Source organism: Azonexus sp. MM2026_4, assembly GCF_055901855.1.
Window position 1 is genome coordinate 3,631,081 of the sequence record NZ_CM148380.1, and the last position, 15,979, is coordinate 3,647,059.

Genomic DNA, 15,979 nt, shown 5'->3' on the forward strand with positions numbered 1-15,979 from the left:
AAAGAAGCCCCGGGGTCGGGGCTGAAGGGATCGAGAGGTGTTTGCCAGCAAACACTGGCGGCAAAGATACCCTTCGGATGGTTCGGCGTGGAGTGACCGATTGTCGCACCGGCCGCCGGCCGGGCCGGGCGACGCTCAGCCGGGGCCGTGCGTCCGGCCGCGCGCCCGCGTCTGGTAGTCGCGCAGCAGGCGGCGTCGCTTCGCTTTGACCCGCCAGTACCAGACGGCGCTGATCACGACGTAGCTGAGCAGGCCGAACAGCGAGGCCATTACCGCCAGCCCGGTGAGCAGCGGCAGGCCGAGGTGGCGGATGCGCTCGACGATGCCTTCGTCGGCGGGCGGCGTCGTGCTGGCCGGTGGCGAAGCGGCGCTCGGTGCGTCGCCGTGCAGCCAGACGCCGAGCTTGTAGGCGGCGTAATAGACGGGGCCGAAGGTGACCGGGTTGGTCACCAGCGTGCTCGCCGCGGCGGCCGGTACGTTGGCGCGCAGCAGGATGGCGGCGGCGGCCGAGAAGGGAATCTGGGCGATCGGAATGAGCAGGCCGAAGAAGATGCCGAGCGCCACGCCCAGCGCGACGCCGCGCCGCGACCAGTGCCACAGCCGGGGATTGGCGAGGAAGGGATGAAGCCAGCGCAGCCAGCGGTTCGTCATGATCTGCTCCCGGGTCGGGACGAGGGCGCGCAGGCGGCTGACGAGTTGTTTCATGGCAAGGGGCGGCGTTTCATGGGGCGGGGTCGGGGGCGGCAAATCATACCGTCCCGGCGTTCCGGCAGGGGCCGCCGGCAGCGCTTCGGGGCGGCGCCGGACGCCGTTTTTGCGCTACTTGCAACGCGGCCGGCTTGGCTCAATACTGTGCGGCAGAAAGTCGCGGCGACAAGGCGAACTTTCGGACAAAAGCGGCGCCAGCCGCAAGACAATAATCCTGATGGAGGAAGACAACCATGAACCAACCCGTTCACCTGCGTGCCCACAAACTGTCGGCCAGCGCCACCCTGTGCGTCACCGGTTTCAACCTGCTCGCCGCCGATTCGCCGGCGATCGAGGCGATGACCGATTTCTCCCGCGTCGCCGCGGTCAGCATCGCTCCCGACGCGCTGATCGACGACGCCAACGCCCGCATGATCTCGCGCGGCGTCCGCCTGTTGATGGTGCTCGGCAAGGACGACGAGGTGGTCGGCCTGATCACCGCCCGCGACATCCTCGGCGAAAAGCCCTTGCAGGTTGCCCTGGCGCGCGCCTGCAAGCGCGACGAACTGCGCGTTGCCGACTTGATGACGCCGATCGGCAGCATCGACACGCTGACCCTCGATGACGTGTTGCGCGCCCGCGTCGGCGAAATCCTCGATGCGCTGAAACAGCTTGGCCGCCAGCACATCCTGGTCGAGGACAACGATCCGGTGACCGGCCTGCCGCGCGTCCGCGGACTCTTCTCGGCGACCCAGATCGGTCGTGCGCTGGGCGTGCCGGTGCTCGGTTTCGACCTGCCGCGCACCTTTGCCGAGATCGAGGCGGCGCTGGTCAACTGAGCCGGCACAACTCAGGGTAAACGAGCGTGGCGCGACGCCACGCTCTGACCCAACATGAACGTTTTCTGCGGGCGGAGGAAACGATGGCGGGCAGTTTTTCCAGCAATCCGGCGGGCAAGGTGATGTCGGCGCGCGCCGCCGTTGCCCGCATCCGCGACGGCGACACCGTCGCCACTGGCGGCTTCGTCGGCATCGGCTTCGCCGAGAACATCGCCGTCGCCCTCGAACAGCGCTTCCTCGAAGCACGCGAGAGCGATGTCCATGGTCTCGGCAGCCCGCGCGGCCTGACCCTGGTCTATGCGGCCGGGCAGGGCGACGGCAAGGAACGCGGCCTCAACCATCTCGGCCACGACGGCCTGGTCAACCGCGTGATCGGCGGTCACTGGGGACTGGCGCCGCGCTTGCAGGAACTGGCGGTGGCCAACCGGGTCGAGGCCTACAACCTGCCGCAGGGCGTCATCACCCACCTGTTCCGCGACATCGCCGCCGGCAAGCCGGGGACGATCACCCGCATCGGCCTCGGCACCTTCGTCGATCCGCGTTTCGGCGGCGGCAGGTTGAATCCGCGGACGACGACCGAGATCGTCCGCCTGATGGAAATCGACGGCGAGGAATACCTGTTCTACAAGGCCTTCCCGATCCACGTCGGGATCATCCGCGGCACCACCGCCGATCCGGACGGCAACGTCACCATGGAGAAGGAGGCGCTGACGCTGGAAGCGCTGGCGATCGCGATGGCGGCGCGCAACTCGGGCGGCATCGTCATCGTCCAGGTCGAACGGATCGCCGAGCGCGGCTCGCTCAACCCGCGCCAGGTGAAGATTCCCGGTGTCCTGGTCAACTGCGTGGTGGTCGCCGAAAAGCCCGAATACCACATGCAGACCTTCGCCGAACCGTACAGTCCTGCCTTCTCCGGCGAAATCCGGGTGCCGATGTCGGCCCTGGCGCCGATGCCGATGAGCGAACGCAAGATCATCGCCCGCCGGGCGGCGATGGAGCTGACGCCGGGCGCCGTGGTCAATCTCGGCATCGGCATGCCGGAAGGCGTCGCCGCCGTCGCCGCCGAGGAAGGCATCGTCAACCTGCTGACGCTGACCGCCGAACCTGGCGTGATCGGCGGCGTGCCGGCCGGCGGCCTCAACTTCGGCGCCGCCACCAACACCCAGGCGGTGATCGACCAGCCCAGCCAGTTCGACTTCTACGACGGCGGCGGCCTCGACATCGCCTTCCTCGGCCTGGCCCAGGCCGACCGTCAGGGCAATCTCAACGTCTCGCGCTTCGGCCCGCGGCTGGCTGGGGCCGGCGGCTTCATCAACATCTCGCAGGCGGCGCGCAAGGTCGTCTTCGTCGGCACCTTCAGCGCCGGCCAACTGGAAGTCGCGGTCGACGGCGGCTGCCTGCGCATTCTGCAGGACGGTTCGGCGGTCAAGTTCGTCGATGAGGTAGAGCACCGCACCTTCTCAGGTCCGCAGGCGGTCCGCCGCGGCACGCCGGTGCTCTACGTCACCGAACGCTGCGTCTTCGAACTGAGCGCCGCCGGCCTGGTGCTGACCGAAATCGCCCCTGGCGTCGACCTGCAACATGACATCCTCGAGCGCATGGACTTCGCGCCGCTGCTGCCGACCGCGCCGCGCCTGATGGATGCGCGCATTTTCCACGCCGAATCGATGCACCTGCGTAGTTACATTTTATTGCAAGGGCCTGGGGGGAAGCTTTGGGAAGTGCTTCCTGAACCTGTTCAGCTGTTATAGGCCGGCCCACCACAGGCGCAGGCGCAGGCCGAGCTCGCTGGTGTAGCCGACCGAGACGAAGCGGATGTGGCCGTCCGGCGCCAGCACGACGAAGCCCGGCGTGCCGGGCAGGCGATAGGCCTGCATGATGCGGCCGTCGGGGTCAGCCAGGGTCGGGAAGCGGTAGCCCTGGTCCGCCATGAAGCGGGCGACTGCCGCAGCATCGCCGCTCTGCGTGGCGACGGTGATCGTCGGGTGGTCGTTAGCGATGTTCCCGACACTGCCGGCGGTGGTCTTGCAGATCGGGCACCATTCGGCCCAGAAATAGATCAGCAGCGGCTGGCCGGGGTGGGCGGCGCGCCAGACGGCGAGGTCGAAGGCCTGGCCGTCGGTGTGCACGCCGATGAATTGCGGCGCCGGCCCGCGTGCCGTGTCGCGCAACTGCCAGGCCTGGAAGGCGAGGAAGGCGGCGACGAAGATGGCGATCTCCAGCGCCCAGCGGCGCCAGCGCGGTGGCTTGCGGCTTGCGTCGGCGCTCATCTCAGAGCCGCGCGCTCTTGTCGAAGGTGTTGCACTGCTTGAAATCGCCGCTGTCGAAACCGCGCTGGAACCAGCGCATGCGCTGCGCCGAGCTGCCGTGCGTGAAGCTGTCCGGGACGATGCGACCCTGCGCCTGCTGCTGCAGGCGGTCGTCGCCGATCGCCGAGGCGGCGGTCAGCGCGGCCTCGACGTCGCCCGCTTCGAGTACCTGCGCCATGCTGTCGGTGCGCTTGCCCCAGACGCCGGCCAGGCAGTCGGCCTGCAGTTCGAGGCGCACCGACAGCGCGTTGGCCTGCGCCTGGCTAGCCCGCTGCTGCGCCTGATGCACCTGGTCGGAAATGCCGAGCAGGTGTTGCACATGGTGGCCGACTTCGTGGGCGACGACGTAGGCCTGGGCGAATTCGCCGGGGGCGTGGAAGCGCTCGCGCAGTTCGCGGAAGAAGGCGAGGTCGATGTACACCTTCTGGTCGCCCGGGCAGTAGAACGGTCCCATCGCCGCCTGGCCGGTGCCGCAGGCGGTCGGCGTGACGCCGGTGTACAGCACCAGGCGCGGCTCTCGGTACTGCTTGCCCATCTCGCGGAAGGCGGGAATCCAGGTGTCCTCGGTCAACGCCAGCACCTTGGAGACGAACACCGCCGTCTCGTCGTTGGCCGGCGGGCGCTGCGCCGGCGCCTGCTGCTGGACGACCGGCATGCCGCCGCCGGAGAGCAGGTTGAGCACGGTCATCGGATTGACGCCGAGGAAGTAGCTGGCGACCAGCGCGATGACGATGCTGCCGATCCCCAGCCGGCCGCCGCCGAAAGAGATGCCGCCACCGCCGCCGCCGCGGCGGTCCTCGACGTTGTCGCTTTCCCGGTAGTCGTCCATGCGCATCTGGCGTCTCCTCAGCGGTACTGGTTGATCTCGGCGCGGGTGGCGAGCGCCGCCCGGCGGGCGGCTTCGGCGTAGTCCTCAGCGTGGCCGGCGTAGAGGATGGCACGCGAGGAATTGATCATCAGGCCGCTGCCGGCCAAGGTACGGCCGGCCTTGACGGTGGCCTCGACATCGCCGCCCTGGGCGCCGATGCCCGGCACCAGCAGCGGCATGTCGCCGACGATCTGGCGCACGCGGGCGATCTCGGCCGGGAAGGTGGCGCCGACGACGAGGCCGATCTGGCCGGTGCTGTTCCACTTTTCGGCGGCCAGGCGGGCGACGTGCTCGTACAGCTTCTCGCCGTTGGTTTCCAGGAACTGCAGGTCCGAGCCGCCTGGGTTGGAGGTGCGGCAGAGCAGGATCACGCCCTTGTCGGGGAAGGCCAGGTAGGGCTCGACCGAATCGCGGCCCATGTAGGGATTGACCGTGACGGCGTCGGCGCGGAAACGCGCGAAGGCTTCGATCGCGTACTGTTCGGCGGTCGAGCCGATGTCGCCGCGCTTGGCGTCGAGGATCACCGGCACGCCGGGGTGTTGCTCGTGGATGTGGGCGATCAGCGCTTCCAGCTGGTCCTCGGCACGGCGCGCTGCGAAGTAGGCGATCTGCGGCTTGAAGGCACAGACGAGGTCGGCGGTGGCGTCAACGATGCTTTTGCAGAATTCGAAGATGGCGTCATCGCGCCCCTTCAGGTGGGCCGGGAACTTGGCCGGATCGGGGTCGAGGCCGACGCAGAGCAGCGAGTCGTTCTGCTGCCAGGCGGCGGCGAGTTGTTCGGTAAAGGTCATGTTTCTTCCTTCGGCAGATAACGGGAAAACTTGGCGGGCAGCAGGCAGGTCTGCAGGCTGCGCTGGGTGAACAGGAAACGGCCGTCGCAGACGAAGCCGAGCTGCTGCCAGTCGACTTCGTGGTTGAGCATCATCGTGCATTCGATCAGGTCGCGCCGGCGCATCCGGCGGTTCTTCGGGAACAGCGCCAGCACCGAACCGTCGAAGTTCGGGCAGTCGTGCAGGAAGAAAGGCTCGCTCTTGCGCGTGCGGCCATTGACGTAGATGCGTGGGTCGTCGTTGATCGGGAAATGGCGGCCCCAGTGCCACCAGTTGCTTTCGTCGAACTTGCGCACGCGGCGGGCGAGCAGGCGCTGCTTGTGCGGGAGCAGGGCAGGGTGTTCGATGCCGTAGATCATGCGCCGCGTCTCGCCGGTGTCGGCGGTCTTCGAGCAGACGAAATCGAGGTTGCCCTCGGCGTGGCGGAACACCGGGTCGGCGCCGGAAACGCCGCCGACGCGCACCTCGAAGATGTCGGAGAGGCGCACGCCGTGGTCGTCGCGCAGGAACATCAGCTGCCCATCGACTTCGGTGAAGACGCGGCCGTCGGCCATGCGGCGGTCGAAACGGCCCTTCTCGAAGCGGAAGATGCAGCAGTTGGGGTTGGCGCCGGCGAAGACGCGGACGTCGCCAGTCTCGAAGAAATGCGTGATGCTGCCCTGGTCGAACAGCCAGGCGTTGAGCTTCCTGGCCGAGGTCAGCTTGATGAACTCGCGCGGCACGATGAAGACCAGCTCACCGCCCGGTTCGAGGTGGCGGATGCATTTCTCGATGAAGAACAGGAACAGGTTGCTGCGCTTGTCGAACAGCGGCGATTTCAGTTTCTTGCGGGTAGGTGCGGCGATATCCTGGTAGCGCACATAGGGCGGATTGCCGACGATGGTGGCAAAGCGTTCGCTCTCCGGCAGGTCGAAGAAATCCATGACCCGCGCGCCGTCCGGGGCGACCCCGGGGTCGAGTTCGACGCCGGTGACGGCGCGGCCACGCCGGCGCAGTTCGTTGAAGAAGGCGCCGTCGCCGGCCGACGGCTCAAGCACATTGCCCGCGTTGGCACACAGGTCGAGCATGAAATCCACCACCTTGGGCGGCGTGAACACCTGACCGAGGCGGGCGACGTCGAGCGGCATCAGTCGTTGTGGCTGGGCGGTTTGGCGGCGGCAGCCTGCTCGCGCGCCTTCTTTTCCCAGTAGCGCTCGTTCTTGCTCTCGTCGACGAAGCGGTAGCGGCCGGCCAGCTCGCAGCCCTTCATGCCCGGGTTGCACGGCAGCTTGTTGATCTTCGTGCAGCGGTCATTGACTTCGTGCGGACAACCCCAGCTGCCGGCCATCTCAGTGCCCCTTGCCCCACGAATCCTTGAGCGTCACGGCGCGGTTGAAGACCGGGGCGCCGGGCTTCGAGTCGATGCGGTCGGCGACGAAGTAGCCGTGGCGTTCGAACTGGAAGCGCTGTTCGGGCTGGGCGTCCTTGAGCGAGGGTTCGAGCATGGCGGTGATGACCCGCACCGAGTCCGGATTGAGGTCGTCGAGGAAGTTGCGTTCGAGCTCGGGGGCGTCGCCCTCGCGCCGGGCGCCCGGCGCCGGGACGCGGAACAGGCGGTCGTAGAGGCGGATTTCGGTCGGGCAGGCGTGGGCGGCGGAAACCCAGTGCAGGTTGCCCTTGACCTTGACGCTGTCGGCGCCCGGCGTGCCGGACTTGGTGTCGGGTAGGTAGGTGCAGTGCACGGCGATGACCTTGCCGTTTTCATCCTTGTCGCAGCCGGTGCATTCGACGATGTAGCCGTACTTCAGGCGCGCCTTGTTGCCGGGGAAGAGGCGGCGGAAGCCCTTTTCCGGGACTTCCTGGAAGTCTTCGGCTTCGATCCACAGCTCGCGGCCGAAGGGCATGACGCGGGTGCCCAATTCAGGATGCAGCGGGTGGTTGGTGACCGCGCAGTCCTCGAACTGGCCTGCGGGATAGTTGTCGATGATCAGCTTGAGCGGGTCGAGGACGGCGACGCGGCGCTGGTCGGATTCGTTCATCACTTCGCGCTGGGCGTCTTCGAACAGGACGTAGTCGATCAGCGAATCGTTCTTCGAGACGCCGATGCGTTCGGCGAACAGACGGAAGCCTTCCGGCGAGTAGCCGCGGCGGCGGGCGCCGACCAGGGTCGGCAGGCGCGGGTCGTCCCAGCCGCTGACGTGTTTCTCGTCGACCAGCTGGATCAGCTTGCGCTTGGAGAGGACGATGTAGGTCAGGTTGAGACGCGAGAATTCGATCTGTTGCGGCAGCGGGCGCTGCAGCAGGCCGCCTTCGGCGAGGCGTTCGAGCAGCCAGTCGTAGAACGGGCGCTGATCCTCGAATTCGAGCGTGCAGATGGAGTGGGTGATGCACTCCAGCGCGTCCTCGATCGGGTGGGCGAAGGTGTACATCGGGTAGATGCACCACTTGTCGCCGGTGTTGTGGTGGGTGGCGTGGCGGATGCGGTAGATCGCCGGGTCGCGCAGGTTGATGTTGGGCGAGGCCATGTCGATCTTGGCGCGCAGGATGTGCTGGCCGTCGGCGAATTCGCCGGCCTGCATGCGCTTGAACAGGTCCATGTTCTCGGCGACGCTGCGCTCGCGGAACGGCGAGGGTTTGCCGGCTTCGGTCAGGGTGCCGCGGTTGGCGCGCATTTCCTCGGCGCTCTGGCTGTCGACGTAGGCGTGGCCGGCGGAGATCAGGTATTCGGCGAACTGGACCATCCAGTCGAAGTAGTTCGACGCGTAGTAGAGGTTGTTCTCGCGCTCGTCGGCCCAGGCGCAACCCAGCCATTTGACGGCGTCGACGATGGAGTCGACGTATTCCTGCTCTTCCTTTTCCGGGTTGGTGTCGTCGAAGCGCAGGTGGCAGCGGCCGCCGAATTCCTGGGCGAGGCCGAAGTTGAGCAGGATCGATTTGGCGTGGCCGAAGTGCAGGTAACCGTTCGGCTCGGGCGGGAAGCGGGTGCGGATCTTCGCCGCATCGAGCGGCGCCGCCGCGTGGTCGGCGGCGAGACCGGGCTTGCCGGCCCAGCGGCGCTGGGCGTGCTTGCCGGCGGCGAGGTCGGCGTCGACGATGTTCTTGATGAAATTGGCGGCGAGGGCGGGAGTCTTGTGGTCTGAGGACATGGGTGGCCGGCGTGGGCGATTCGGTAAAGCGACATTCTAACAGCGCCGCGCTCCCGGAAAACGAAACGGGCCGGCGCTTGGCCGGCCCGTTCGTGCGGCGGCGCCGATCAGAGGATCAGGCGGCCGGCGTACCAGGCGAGGGCGGCCATCAGCGCGCTGCACGGGATGGTCAGGATCCACGCCCAGACGATGCCGCCGGCGACGCCCCAGCGCACGTGACGGGTGCCGCGCGTGGTGCCGACGCCGGCAATGGCGCCGGTGATGGTGTGCGTGGTCGACACCGGGATGCCGAAGGCGGAAGCCAGGAACAGGGTGACGGCGCCGCCGCTGTTGGCGCAGAAGCCGCGCGCCTGGTTCAGCTTGGTGATGCGGTTGCCCATGGTCTTGACGATGCGCCAGCCGCCGAACATCGTGCCCAGGCCCATCGCCGTGTAGCAGGCGAAAACGACCCAGCCGGGGATTTCCGATTCCGTGGTCAACATGCCGGCGGCGATCAGGATCAACCAGATGATGCCGACCGTCTTCTGCGCGTCGTTACCGCCGTGGCCGAGGCTGTAGGCGGCGGCGGAGAGCAGCTGGAAGCGGCGGAAGTGCTTGTCCACCTTGCGTGGCGCCATGTTGCGGCAGATCCACGAGACGGCCACCATCAGCAGGCCGCCGATGAAGAAGCCGAGCAGCGGGGCGACGAAGATGAAGGCGATGATCTTCAGCACGCCGGAGGCGATCAGGCTGCCGAAACCGGCCTTGGCGACGGCGGCACCGACCAGGCCGCCGACCAGCGCGTGCGACGATGACGAGGGGATGCCGTAGTACCAGGTGATGATGTTCCAGGCGATGGCGCCGATCAGCGCGCCGAAGATCACGTAGTGGTCGACGATGCTCGGGTCGATGGTGCCCTTGCCGATGGTGGCGGCGACTTTCAGGTGGAACAGGAAGTAGGCCAGGAAATTGAACGAGGCGGCCCAGATCACCGCGTGGTGGGGCTTCAGGACGCGGGTCGAGACGATGGTGGCGATCGAGTTGGCGGCGTCGTGAAAGCCGTTCATGAAATCGAACAGCAACGCCACTACCACCAGGGTGACGACGACCCCGAGGCTCATGTGGATGGCTTCCATGCCTGGACTCAGGAGTTCTCGAGGACGATGGCCTCGACCGTGCCGGCGACATCCTTGCAGCGGTCGGTGACCGATTCCAGCAACTGGTAGATTTCCTTGAGCTTGATCACTTCGCGGACATCCGGCTCCTCGCGGAAGATGCGCGACATCGAGACGCGCAGCATGCGGTCGACCTCGGATTCGAGTTCGTCGATCTCGTGGCAGAGCTTGAGGATGCTCGGGGCGTTGTCCATGTTGTGCAGCAGCTTCACCAACTCGGTGACCTTCTGGCAGCTGCGCTCGGTGATCTCGGCCATGGCGCGGGCTTCGGCGGGAATGCGGTGGATGTCGTAGAGCGCCATCGCTTCGGCAACGTCCTGGGTCATGTCGAGGATGTTGTCCATGCCGTTGATCAGTTCGTGGATTTCGTCGCGATCGAAGGGCGTGATGAAGGCGCTGTGCAGTTGCGCCAGTACCTCGTGGGTGATCGTGTCGGCTTCGCTTTCCAGGCGGTCGATCTCGTCGGCCAGGGACTGCGCCTTGCCTTCTTCTGCGCCATTGGAGAGGGCGTCGATCAATTGACGGAGCGTGGTGCCGCCCTGCGCGATGAGGGCGCCGTGGGCGTTGAAATAGTCGAAATATTTGCCCTCTTTGGGCATCAAGGCGCCGAACATGACGATTTGTTTAACTTTATGTGACAAAACGCCATTTTAGCACCCGGGCTGGAGGCGGGTTGCGCTGGATCAAGGCGACGCGAAATTTCCCGCCCGGTGCTCAGGCATGCACGATGCCGAAGATCATGTAGTAGATCATCGCCGCCATCAGTGCCGAGGCCGGCACGGTGATGATCCAGGCGGCGGCGATCTTGAACACCGCCGAGCGCTTGACCAGTTCGTGGCGATAGACGCGGCGCATCTGCTTGCGCTCGTACTTCGACAGTTCGGCCTGGGCGGTACGCGCCTTCAACTGGTCGAGCATCTCCCGCTTTTCCTTGACGCCGGCCTTGGTGAAACGGTTGAGGTAGGCCTCGACCACTTCCTTGTCCGCGCCGTGGTGATGTTCCTTGATTTCCTCGAGCATCTGCGAGTAATTGGTCTTCAGGAATTCGCGCAGGAAACCGACGCCGAAGACGCCGCCCAGCGCGATGTGCGTCGAGCTGACCGGCAGCCCGAGTTGCGAGGCGACGATGACGGTGACGGCCGCCGACATGGCGATGCAGAAGGCGCGCATCTGGTCGAGTTCGGTGATTTCGCTGCCGACGGTGCGGATCAGTTTCGGGCCGTACAGCGAGAGGCCGAGCGAGATGCCGATGGCGCCGACCAGCATGACCCAGAGCGGAATGCCGGCCTTGCTCGACAGCTTGCCGTGGATCACGGTATCGGCGATGGCGGCCAGCGGGCCGACGGCATTGGCGACGTCGTTGGCGCCGTGGGCAAAGCTGAGCAGCGCGGCGGCGAAGATCAGCGGGACGGTGAACAGCGCGTTGATGCTGGCCTTGGTGTTGTCCATCCGGCCGGCGCGGCGGCGCAGCGAGCCGGTCATCAGCCACCAGGTGAGGATGCCGATGGCGGTGCCGATCAGGCTGGCGGTCAGGGTGTCGACTTTCCAGATCTTGTTGAGGCCCTTGAGGATCAGGTAGGTCGAGAAGGAGAAGGCCATCAGGCCGATCAGGATGGGCACCGTGCGTTGTGCTGCAGCGACCATGTCGGACTGATAGGTGATTGCCCGCTTGATCCAGAACAGGAAGGCGGCGGCGACGATGCCGCCGAGCACCGGGGAGATCACCCAGCTGGCGGCGATGCCGCTCATCGTTCCCCAGTTGGCGGCGCCCATGCCGCCGGCGGCAACGCCCGCGCCGAGGACGGCGCCGACGATGGAGTGGGTGGTCGACACCGGGGCGCCGATGGCGGTGGCGAAATTCAGCCACAGCGCGCCGGCGAGCAGCGACGCCGTCATCAGCCAGATGAAACGGTTGTTGTCGAGGATGACGTCCGGCTTGATGATGCCGCCGCGGATCGTCGCCACGACGTCACCGCCGGCGATCAGGGCGCCGGCCATTTCGAAGATGGCGGCGATGACGATGGCGCCGGTCATGGTGATGGCGTGCGAGCCGACCGCCGGACCGACGTTGTTGGCGACGTCGTTGGCGCCGATGTTCATCGCCATGTAGCCGCCGATCATCGAGGCGACCACCAGCATGATGCCCTGGGGGCCGGTGATGCCGATGCCGAGCGCGGTATAGATCATGATGCAGACGACGAACAGCAAGCCCATGCCGAGCCGAGCGAATTCCCGGCGGCCGCGCTTGGTCGCCTTCTCGATGTCGGCAAAATCCTGAAATTCCATGCCTTCTCCCGTGCCTTTTCAGAGCAATGCTGCTGGCGCCGCTTCTTGCTCTTGTCGGCGCTCCCCGTTCGAAAGGCGCTATTGTGACATTGAGGCGGCGGTTTTGTTGCGGACTTCCGTTGCGGCATGCCGGATGACTCGCGGTAGAATCCGCCGAAAGGAGGGGGTATGAACGCAATCGGATTCATCGCCGTCGGACTGGGCGCCGCTTTCGGCGCCTGGGTGCGCTGGCTGCTCGGCCTGGCGCTCAACCCGCTGTTCGTCGCGCTGCCCTTGGGCACGCTCGCCGCCAACCTGATCGGCGGCTACCTGATCGGTGTCGCCGTCGGCGTCTTCCATCTCAATTCCGGCCTGCCGCTGGCGCTCAAGTTGTTCGTGATCACCGGCTTCCTTGGCGGCCTGACCACCTTCTCGACCTTTTCCGCCGAAGTCGTCGAGCGTCTGCTCGCCGGCCAGCCGGCGCTGGCCATCGGGCTGGCCGCGATCCACCTGACCGGCTCGCTGACGGCGACCTGGCTCGGCCTGCTCAGCGTCGGCGCGACGCGGATCTGGGGCTGATCAGGCGGCTTTTTTCAGTAGCCGCAGGCAGTCGATCGTGGATGCCAGGTCGAGCGCGCTGAAATCGTCGAAGTTGCGCAGCGCCGGATTGGCGCCGTTGCGCAGCAGCAGGCCGACCAGTTCGGCCTTGCCGTTCGAGGCGACGTACATCAGGCAGCTGGCGCCGTTGCCGTTCTGGCGGTCGATCTCGATGCCGGCGTCGATCAGGCGCTGGACCAGTCCCGGGTTGCCGTTGTAGCAGGCGAGCCAGAGCGCGTTGCAGCCGTCGATGTTGGTCGTCGCCAGGTCGGCGCCGAGCGTCAGCAGTTCGTCGACGATGTCGAGACGGCCTTCCTTGCAGGCGCGCATCAGTGGCGTGAAGCGGCCGTCGGCCTGCGGCGCCGATAAGCGGTCGCGGGGAAAACCATGGTGGTCGAGGAATTGGGCGAGGCTTGGGTTCATGATCCTTCCTGTTGTCGTTGCGGGTAGGGCGGCGAGGTTTCGATGCGCTCGTCGACGATGGGCGTGCCGACGGTGAAGTGATAGACGCTCTGCCAGCGCTCGTCGCTCAGCCCGGCGGCGTCGTGCACCGGGTCGTCGAAGAAGCAGCCGATGCCGGTGCCGCGCACGCCGGCGGCCTCGGCTTCGAGGTAGAGCGCCTGGCCGATGCGCCCGGCCTCGCGCAGCAACTCGCGGTAGCCGGCGCCGTCGGCGCTGGCGAAATCGGCGAGCATGCCGAGCGAGAAGGCGCTGGTCGCGGCGATGTCCTGGTGGCAGTTGAGGGCGCGCGCCAGGCGTTGCAGTTCCGGCAGGCTGGCCCGGGTCAGGCGGCGCAGGCCGAGGTGCGGCGGACAGTCGTCGACTGCGCCGGCATCTGGGAAGCGGCTGGCCAGCGTCGCCGCCAGTTGATCGCCGGCAGCGCCGCGCGGCAGCAGGTAGAGGCCGCTGTCGAGGCCGTCCACGCGCAGCACGAAGAGCAGCAGATGGACCTGCGCCGGCGCCGTCTGGCCGGTGAACGGGGCGCGCCGGCGCGGCAGCGTGGCGTCGAGCAGGCGCAGGAAGTCGGCGCGCGGCAGCGTCCGGCGCGGGTCGAAGCGCTGGCCGCTGCGTCGCTGGCGGATCAGTTGCGCGGCGCCGGCGGTGGTCGGGTGCGGCGGCAGCGGCGGAAATTCGTCGAGTTCGACGCTCGGCCGTGAAAGTGGGGCGCTTTCCGGGGGGCGGCTGGCTGCCGCCGCCTGGTCGACCAGCGGCCAGCGGTAGCCTGGTGCCGGGTCGATCCGGCTTGGCCGGCCGAGCCAGCCGGCGCCGTTGTGGCGCGTTTGCAAGCTGGCGCTGGCGGGCGGCGGGGCAAGGCCGGGGGCGTCGATGGCGAGCAGGATTTCCGGTTCTTCGCGTTCCGTGTAGGCGTAGCGGCCGGCCGGGAAGTCGGTTTCGCGGTCGAGCCCGAGCAGGCCGGCGAGGGCGTCGCCGCCGATGGCGAGCGGGCGCAGCCGCCAGCCGAGCAGCTCGGCGGCATAGGCGAGGGCGCCGAGGGCATGGCCGACGTCGAGCTGGCAATAGCGGAAGGCGCGTTCGCCGTACTTCCAGGCCTCGCGCCACATCGCCGACGACAGCGCGATGGCCAGCCAGGGGGCGGCGTCGCCCGGCGGGACGAGGACGCGATGTTCCAGTGCGTGCCGCTCGGGATCGTAGTGGTGCAGGCCGTCCGGCACGCCGGGCAGGCCGCCGCACAGCGCCCAGGCTTCGACCGGGTGGAGGTTGCCGGACGACGGATTGCAGCGCAGCGCCCAGCGGTTCGGCCCCCAGCTTTTCCAGGCCGAGATGGCGAACGACAGTTCGCACAGCGCGCCGAGGCCGTCCAGCGTCGCCGGCACCGGGGTTGCGGGCATTTCGCCGAGTTGTCCGTAAGCGCGCTCGTAGCGGTCGGCGGCCAGCGGCAGTTCGAGCAGCGGTGCGCCAGGGTAATGGCGAAACGGCGCCGGCTGGGCGTCCCAGTCGAGCTGGCCGGGGCCTTCGGCGTAGGCGTCGAAGCGGTGCTTGGTGCGGGCGTGGTAAAGCTGTAGCGGGTTTTGTGGGCTATCCGACACGGCGAGCGGTCTTTCCTGGTTTTCGTTGTAGGGGAGCAAGGGCTGTGCCGGTGTAGACCGGTTGTTGGCCAGAAGGCTCCCGGCAACGAAAATGAAACATCGCAAGCCGATAATCGCCGGCAACAAAAACAAGCTCACCCGGCAAGGCAGTTTCTTGCTGCCTGTGCCATGGCCCCGGCCGGTCCGGGATGCCTGCTGCCGACGCCGCCCGCTGGGCGGCGCATTTTTTTCCGGAGTCTCCCGCTCAGAAAAGGCGGCTCAGATGTCCGGCGAGTCCCCGTTCGTTGACGAAACTCAGGTCGTACATGGCCGAGAAGGCTTTGGCGTTTTCGTCGCTGAGTCCGGCGATGCACATCACGAATTGTTTTCCCGCCAGGCCCAGGCGTTTTTTCAGCGCCAGGTAGCGGTCGATGTTCTGGCGGAATTCGCCGCTCTTGCATTCGATGCAGATTGGCGTGTCACCGTCGATCAGCATGAAAACGTCGATTTCGTACGGGTCGCCGTTGGTCAGCGTCAGTTCGAGGCCGCGCGTGCAGGAAAAGCGGCGCTGGCGCTCCTTGGCGTAGCGCAGGCAACTCATCAGCGCATGCCATTCCAGCCACTCGCCGTTGAAGAAATTGCGGATGGTCGGTGCCGTCTGCAGGATCAGCCGGACGTTGTTTTCCGGCTTGTTGTGGAAGCACTTGGCGACGAAGGAGAAATCGTAGAGCTGCTGGCAGAAGGTGGAGATGGCCTTGGCCTCTTCCGGCGACTTCCTGTCCAGGTTGATCGTCGCGCTGGCGTGTTCCTTCTGCTGCGACCAGCGGATGCGCTCCAGCACTTCCTTGAGTACCGGCAGGTTGGCGCCGATGGCTTCGGCCACTTCGTCGAAGAAGCCACTGGTGTCGACGCCGCGCGTGTTGGCCTGGACCTTGATCTGCTTCTTGCGGAACCAGTCGTAGATCGGGCCGTGCTGCAACTCGCTGGCCAGGAAGTCGGTATTGGCGAGGTCGATACCGGCGATCTCGCTGGCCGGCGCGGGGGGCGGTGGTGTCGTGGCGGCGCCCGGGGTCAGGCGGATCACTTCGCGCTGTGCGGCAAAGTACTTGTCGAGCAGTTTTTCGATGAAGAAAAGTGTCGGATAGACCGGTGTTGGCGCACCGCATTTCGGGCAGGCGACGTTCTTGCCGACAAATTCGTCAGGATGCTCGGCGAGCTGTGCGCATTTGTTGCACCGGATGATGGCCATGACAATAATCCGCGGATTCGAGTCCGCGG

General features: G+C 66.7%; 16 protein-coding genes. 3 read left to right on the forward strand and 13 right to left on the reverse strand.

Going from position 1 to position 15,979, the window contains the following annotated elements; translation table 11 throughout:
- Window positions 1-135: 135 nt before the first annotated feature.
- Entirely contained in the window at window positions 136-705 is a 570-nt protein-coding gene (locus AC0KWY_RS17110; RefSeq protein ID WP_474026672.1) for a DUF2062 domain-containing protein, read from the reverse strand.
- A 236-nt stretch (window positions 706-941) separates the two neighbouring features.
- Between AC0KWY_RS17110 and AC0KWY_RS17115 the strand changes: the two genes are divergently transcribed.
- Entirely contained in the window at window positions 942-1,526 is a 585-nt protein-coding gene (locus tag AC0KWY_RS17115; RefSeq protein WP_474026673.1) for a CBS domain-containing protein, read from the forward strand.
- A gap of 83 nt (window positions 1,527-1,609) precedes the next feature.
- Entirely contained in the window at window positions 1,610-3,277 is a 1,668-nt protein-coding gene (locus AC0KWY_RS17120) for an acyl CoA:acetate/3-ketoacid CoA transferase (RefSeq protein ID WP_474026674.1), read from the forward strand.
- Here AC0KWY_RS17120 and AC0KWY_RS17125 read toward each other — a convergent pair.
- From AC0KWY_RS17125 to AC0KWY_RS17165, 9 genes are all read right to left on the reverse strand, one after another.
- Window positions 3,272-3,796 carry a protein disulfide oxidoreductase gene (locus AC0KWY_RS17125; RefSeq protein ID WP_474026675.1) on the reverse strand — a complete coding sequence of 175 codons (525 nt, stop codon included), beginning with the start codon at window positions 3,794-3,796 and terminating at the stop codon, window positions 3,272-3,274. The genes AC0KWY_RS17120 and AC0KWY_RS17125 overlap by 6 nt on opposite strands.
- A 1-nt stretch (window position 3,797) precedes the next feature.
- Entirely contained in the window at window positions 3,798-4,670 is an 873-nt protein-coding gene (gene ypfJ, locus AC0KWY_RS17130) for a KPN_02809 family neutral zinc metallopeptidase (protein ID WP_474026676.1), read from the reverse strand.
- An 11-nt stretch (window positions 4,671-4,681) separates the two neighbouring features.
- Window positions 4,682-5,494 (reverse strand): orotidine-5'-phosphate decarboxylase, encoded by an 813-nt coding sequence (gene pyrF, locus AC0KWY_RS17135; protein ID WP_474026677.1) that lies wholly within the window; start codon window positions 5,492-5,494, stop codon window positions 4,682-4,684.
- On the reverse strand, window positions 5,491-6,660 hold the full coding sequence (locus tag AC0KWY_RS17140) for an Eco57I restriction-modification methylase domain-containing protein (RefSeq protein WP_474026678.1): 1,170 nt from the start codon (window positions 6,658-6,660) through the stop codon (window positions 5,491-5,493). Before AC0KWY_RS17140 ends, pyrF begins: the two co-directional genes overlap by 4 nt.
- On the reverse strand, window positions 6,660-6,860 hold the full coding sequence (locus AC0KWY_RS17145) for a hypothetical protein (RefSeq protein ID WP_474026680.1): 201 nt from the start codon (window positions 6,858-6,860) through the stop codon (window positions 6,660-6,662). Before AC0KWY_RS17145 ends, AC0KWY_RS17140 begins: the two co-directional genes overlap by 1 nt.
- Window position 6,861: 1 nt before the next feature.
- Window positions 6,862-8,658, reverse strand: a complete 1,797-nt coding sequence (locus AC0KWY_RS17150) for a glutamine--tRNA ligase/YqeY domain fusion protein (RefSeq protein WP_474026681.1) — start codon at window positions 8,656-8,658, stop codon at window positions 6,862-6,864.
- 107 nt (window positions 8,659-8,765) lie between these two features.
- On the reverse strand, window positions 8,766-9,773 hold the full coding sequence (locus AC0KWY_RS17155; RefSeq protein ID WP_474026682.1) for an anion permease: 1,008 nt from the start codon (window positions 9,771-9,773) through the stop codon (window positions 8,766-8,768).
- A gap of 8 nt (window positions 9,774-9,781) precedes the next feature.
- The gene (locus AC0KWY_RS17160) at window positions 9,782-10,426 is read right to left on the reverse strand and encodes a DUF47 domain-containing protein (RefSeq protein WP_474026683.1); all 645 of its coding nucleotides are present in this window, start codon (window positions 10,424-10,426) and stop codon (window positions 9,782-9,784) included.
- Between the two features lie 100 nt (window positions 10,427-10,526).
- Window positions 10,527-12,098: an inorganic phosphate transporter gene (locus AC0KWY_RS17165; RefSeq protein ID WP_474026684.1), complete on the reverse strand. Its 1,572-nt coding sequence runs from the start codon at window positions 12,096-12,098 to the stop codon at window positions 10,527-10,529.
- A gap of 168 nt (window positions 12,099-12,266) precedes the next feature.
- Here AC0KWY_RS17165 and crcB point away from each other — a divergent pair, with 168 nt between their 5' ends.
- Complete coding sequence (gene crcB / locus AC0KWY_RS17170) at window positions 12,267-12,656, forward strand: fluoride efflux transporter CrcB (RefSeq protein WP_474026685.1); 390 nt, start codon at window positions 12,267-12,269, stop codon at window positions 12,654-12,656.
- Here the strand turns inward: crcB and AC0KWY_RS17175 are convergent, their stop codons facing one another.
- The 3 genes from AC0KWY_RS17175 to AC0KWY_RS17185 all read right to left on the reverse strand — a co-directional run bounded on the left by AC0KWY_RS17175 (window position 12,657) and on the right by AC0KWY_RS17185 (window position 15,950).
- On the reverse strand, window positions 12,657-13,097 hold the full coding sequence (locus AC0KWY_RS17175; protein WP_474026686.1) for an ankyrin repeat domain-containing protein: 441 nt from the start codon (window positions 13,095-13,097) through the stop codon (window positions 12,657-12,659).
- Window positions 13,094-14,761, reverse strand: a complete 1,668-nt coding sequence (locus AC0KWY_RS17180) for a SagB/ThcOx family dehydrogenase (RefSeq protein ID WP_474026687.1) — start codon at window positions 14,759-14,761, stop codon at window positions 13,094-13,096. Before AC0KWY_RS17180 ends, AC0KWY_RS17175 begins: the two co-directional genes overlap by 4 nt.
- A 205-nt stretch (window positions 14,762-14,966) precedes the next feature.
- Window positions 14,967-15,950, reverse strand: coding sequence for a hypothetical protein (locus AC0KWY_RS17185; RefSeq protein ID WP_474026688.1), 984 nt, complete (start codon window positions 15,948-15,950; stop codon window positions 14,967-14,969).
- Between the last annotated feature and the right edge of the window lie 29 nt (window positions 15,951-15,979).

Excerpts from the sequence above, each read along its gene's own strand:
- AC0KWY_RS17120 (WP_474026674.1), top strand. The coding sequence starts at position 1,610 with ATGGCGGGCAGTTTTTCCAGCAATCCGGCGGGCAAGGTGATGTCGGCG.
- AC0KWY_RS17140 (WP_474026678.1), bottom strand. The coding sequence starts at position 6,660 with ATGCCGCTCGACGTCGCCCGCCTCGGTCAGGTGTTCACGCCGCCCAAG.
- AC0KWY_RS17155 (WP_474026682.1), bottom strand. The coding sequence starts at position 9,773 with ATGGAAGCCATCCACATGAGCCTCGGGGTCGTCGTCACCCTGGTGGTA.
- crcB (WP_474026685.1), top strand. The coding sequence starts at position 12,267 with ATGAACGCAATCGGATTCATCGCCGTCGGACTGGGCGCCGCTTTCGGC.
- AC0KWY_RS17175 (WP_474026686.1), bottom strand. The coding sequence starts at position 13,097 with ATGAACCCAAGCCTCGCCCAATTCCTCGACCACCATGGTTTTCCCCGC.
- AC0KWY_RS17115 (WP_474026673.1), top strand. The coding sequence starts at position 942 with ATGAACCAACCCGTTCACCTGCGTGCCCACAAACTGTCGGCCAGCGCC.
- AC0KWY_RS17150 (WP_474026681.1), bottom strand. The coding sequence starts at position 8,658 with ATGTCCTCAGACCACAAGACTCCCGCCCTCGCCGCCAATTTCATCAAG.
- AC0KWY_RS17125 (WP_474026675.1), bottom strand. The coding sequence starts at position 3,796 with ATGAGCGCCGACGCAAGCCGCAAGCCACCGCGCTGGCGCCGCTGGGCG.
- AC0KWY_RS17145 (WP_474026680.1), bottom strand. The coding sequence starts at position 6,860 with ATGGCCGGCAGCTGGGGTTGTCCGCACGAAGTCAATGACCGCTGCACG.
- AC0KWY_RS17165 (WP_474026684.1), bottom strand. The coding sequence starts at position 12,098 with ATGGAATTTCAGGATTTTGCCGACATCGAGAAGGCGACCAAGCGCGGC.
- pyrF (WP_474026677.1), bottom strand. The coding sequence starts at position 5,494 with ATGACCTTTACCGAACAACTCGCCGCCGCCTGGCAGCAGAACGACTCG.
- AC0KWY_RS17110 (WP_474026672.1), bottom strand. The coding sequence starts at position 705 with ATGAAACAACTCGTCAGCCGCCTGCGCGCCCTCGTCCCGACCCGGGAG.
- ypfJ (WP_474026676.1), bottom strand. The coding sequence starts at position 4,670 with ATGCGCATGGACGACTACCGGGAAAGCGACAACGTCGAGGACCGCCGC.
- AC0KWY_RS17185 (WP_474026688.1), bottom strand. The coding sequence starts at position 15,950 with ATGGCCATCATCCGGTGCAACAAATGCGCACAGCTCGCCGAGCATCCT.
- AC0KWY_RS17160 (WP_474026683.1), bottom strand. The coding sequence starts at position 10,426 with ATGTTCGGCGCCTTGATGCCCAAAGAGGGCAAATATTTCGACTATTTC.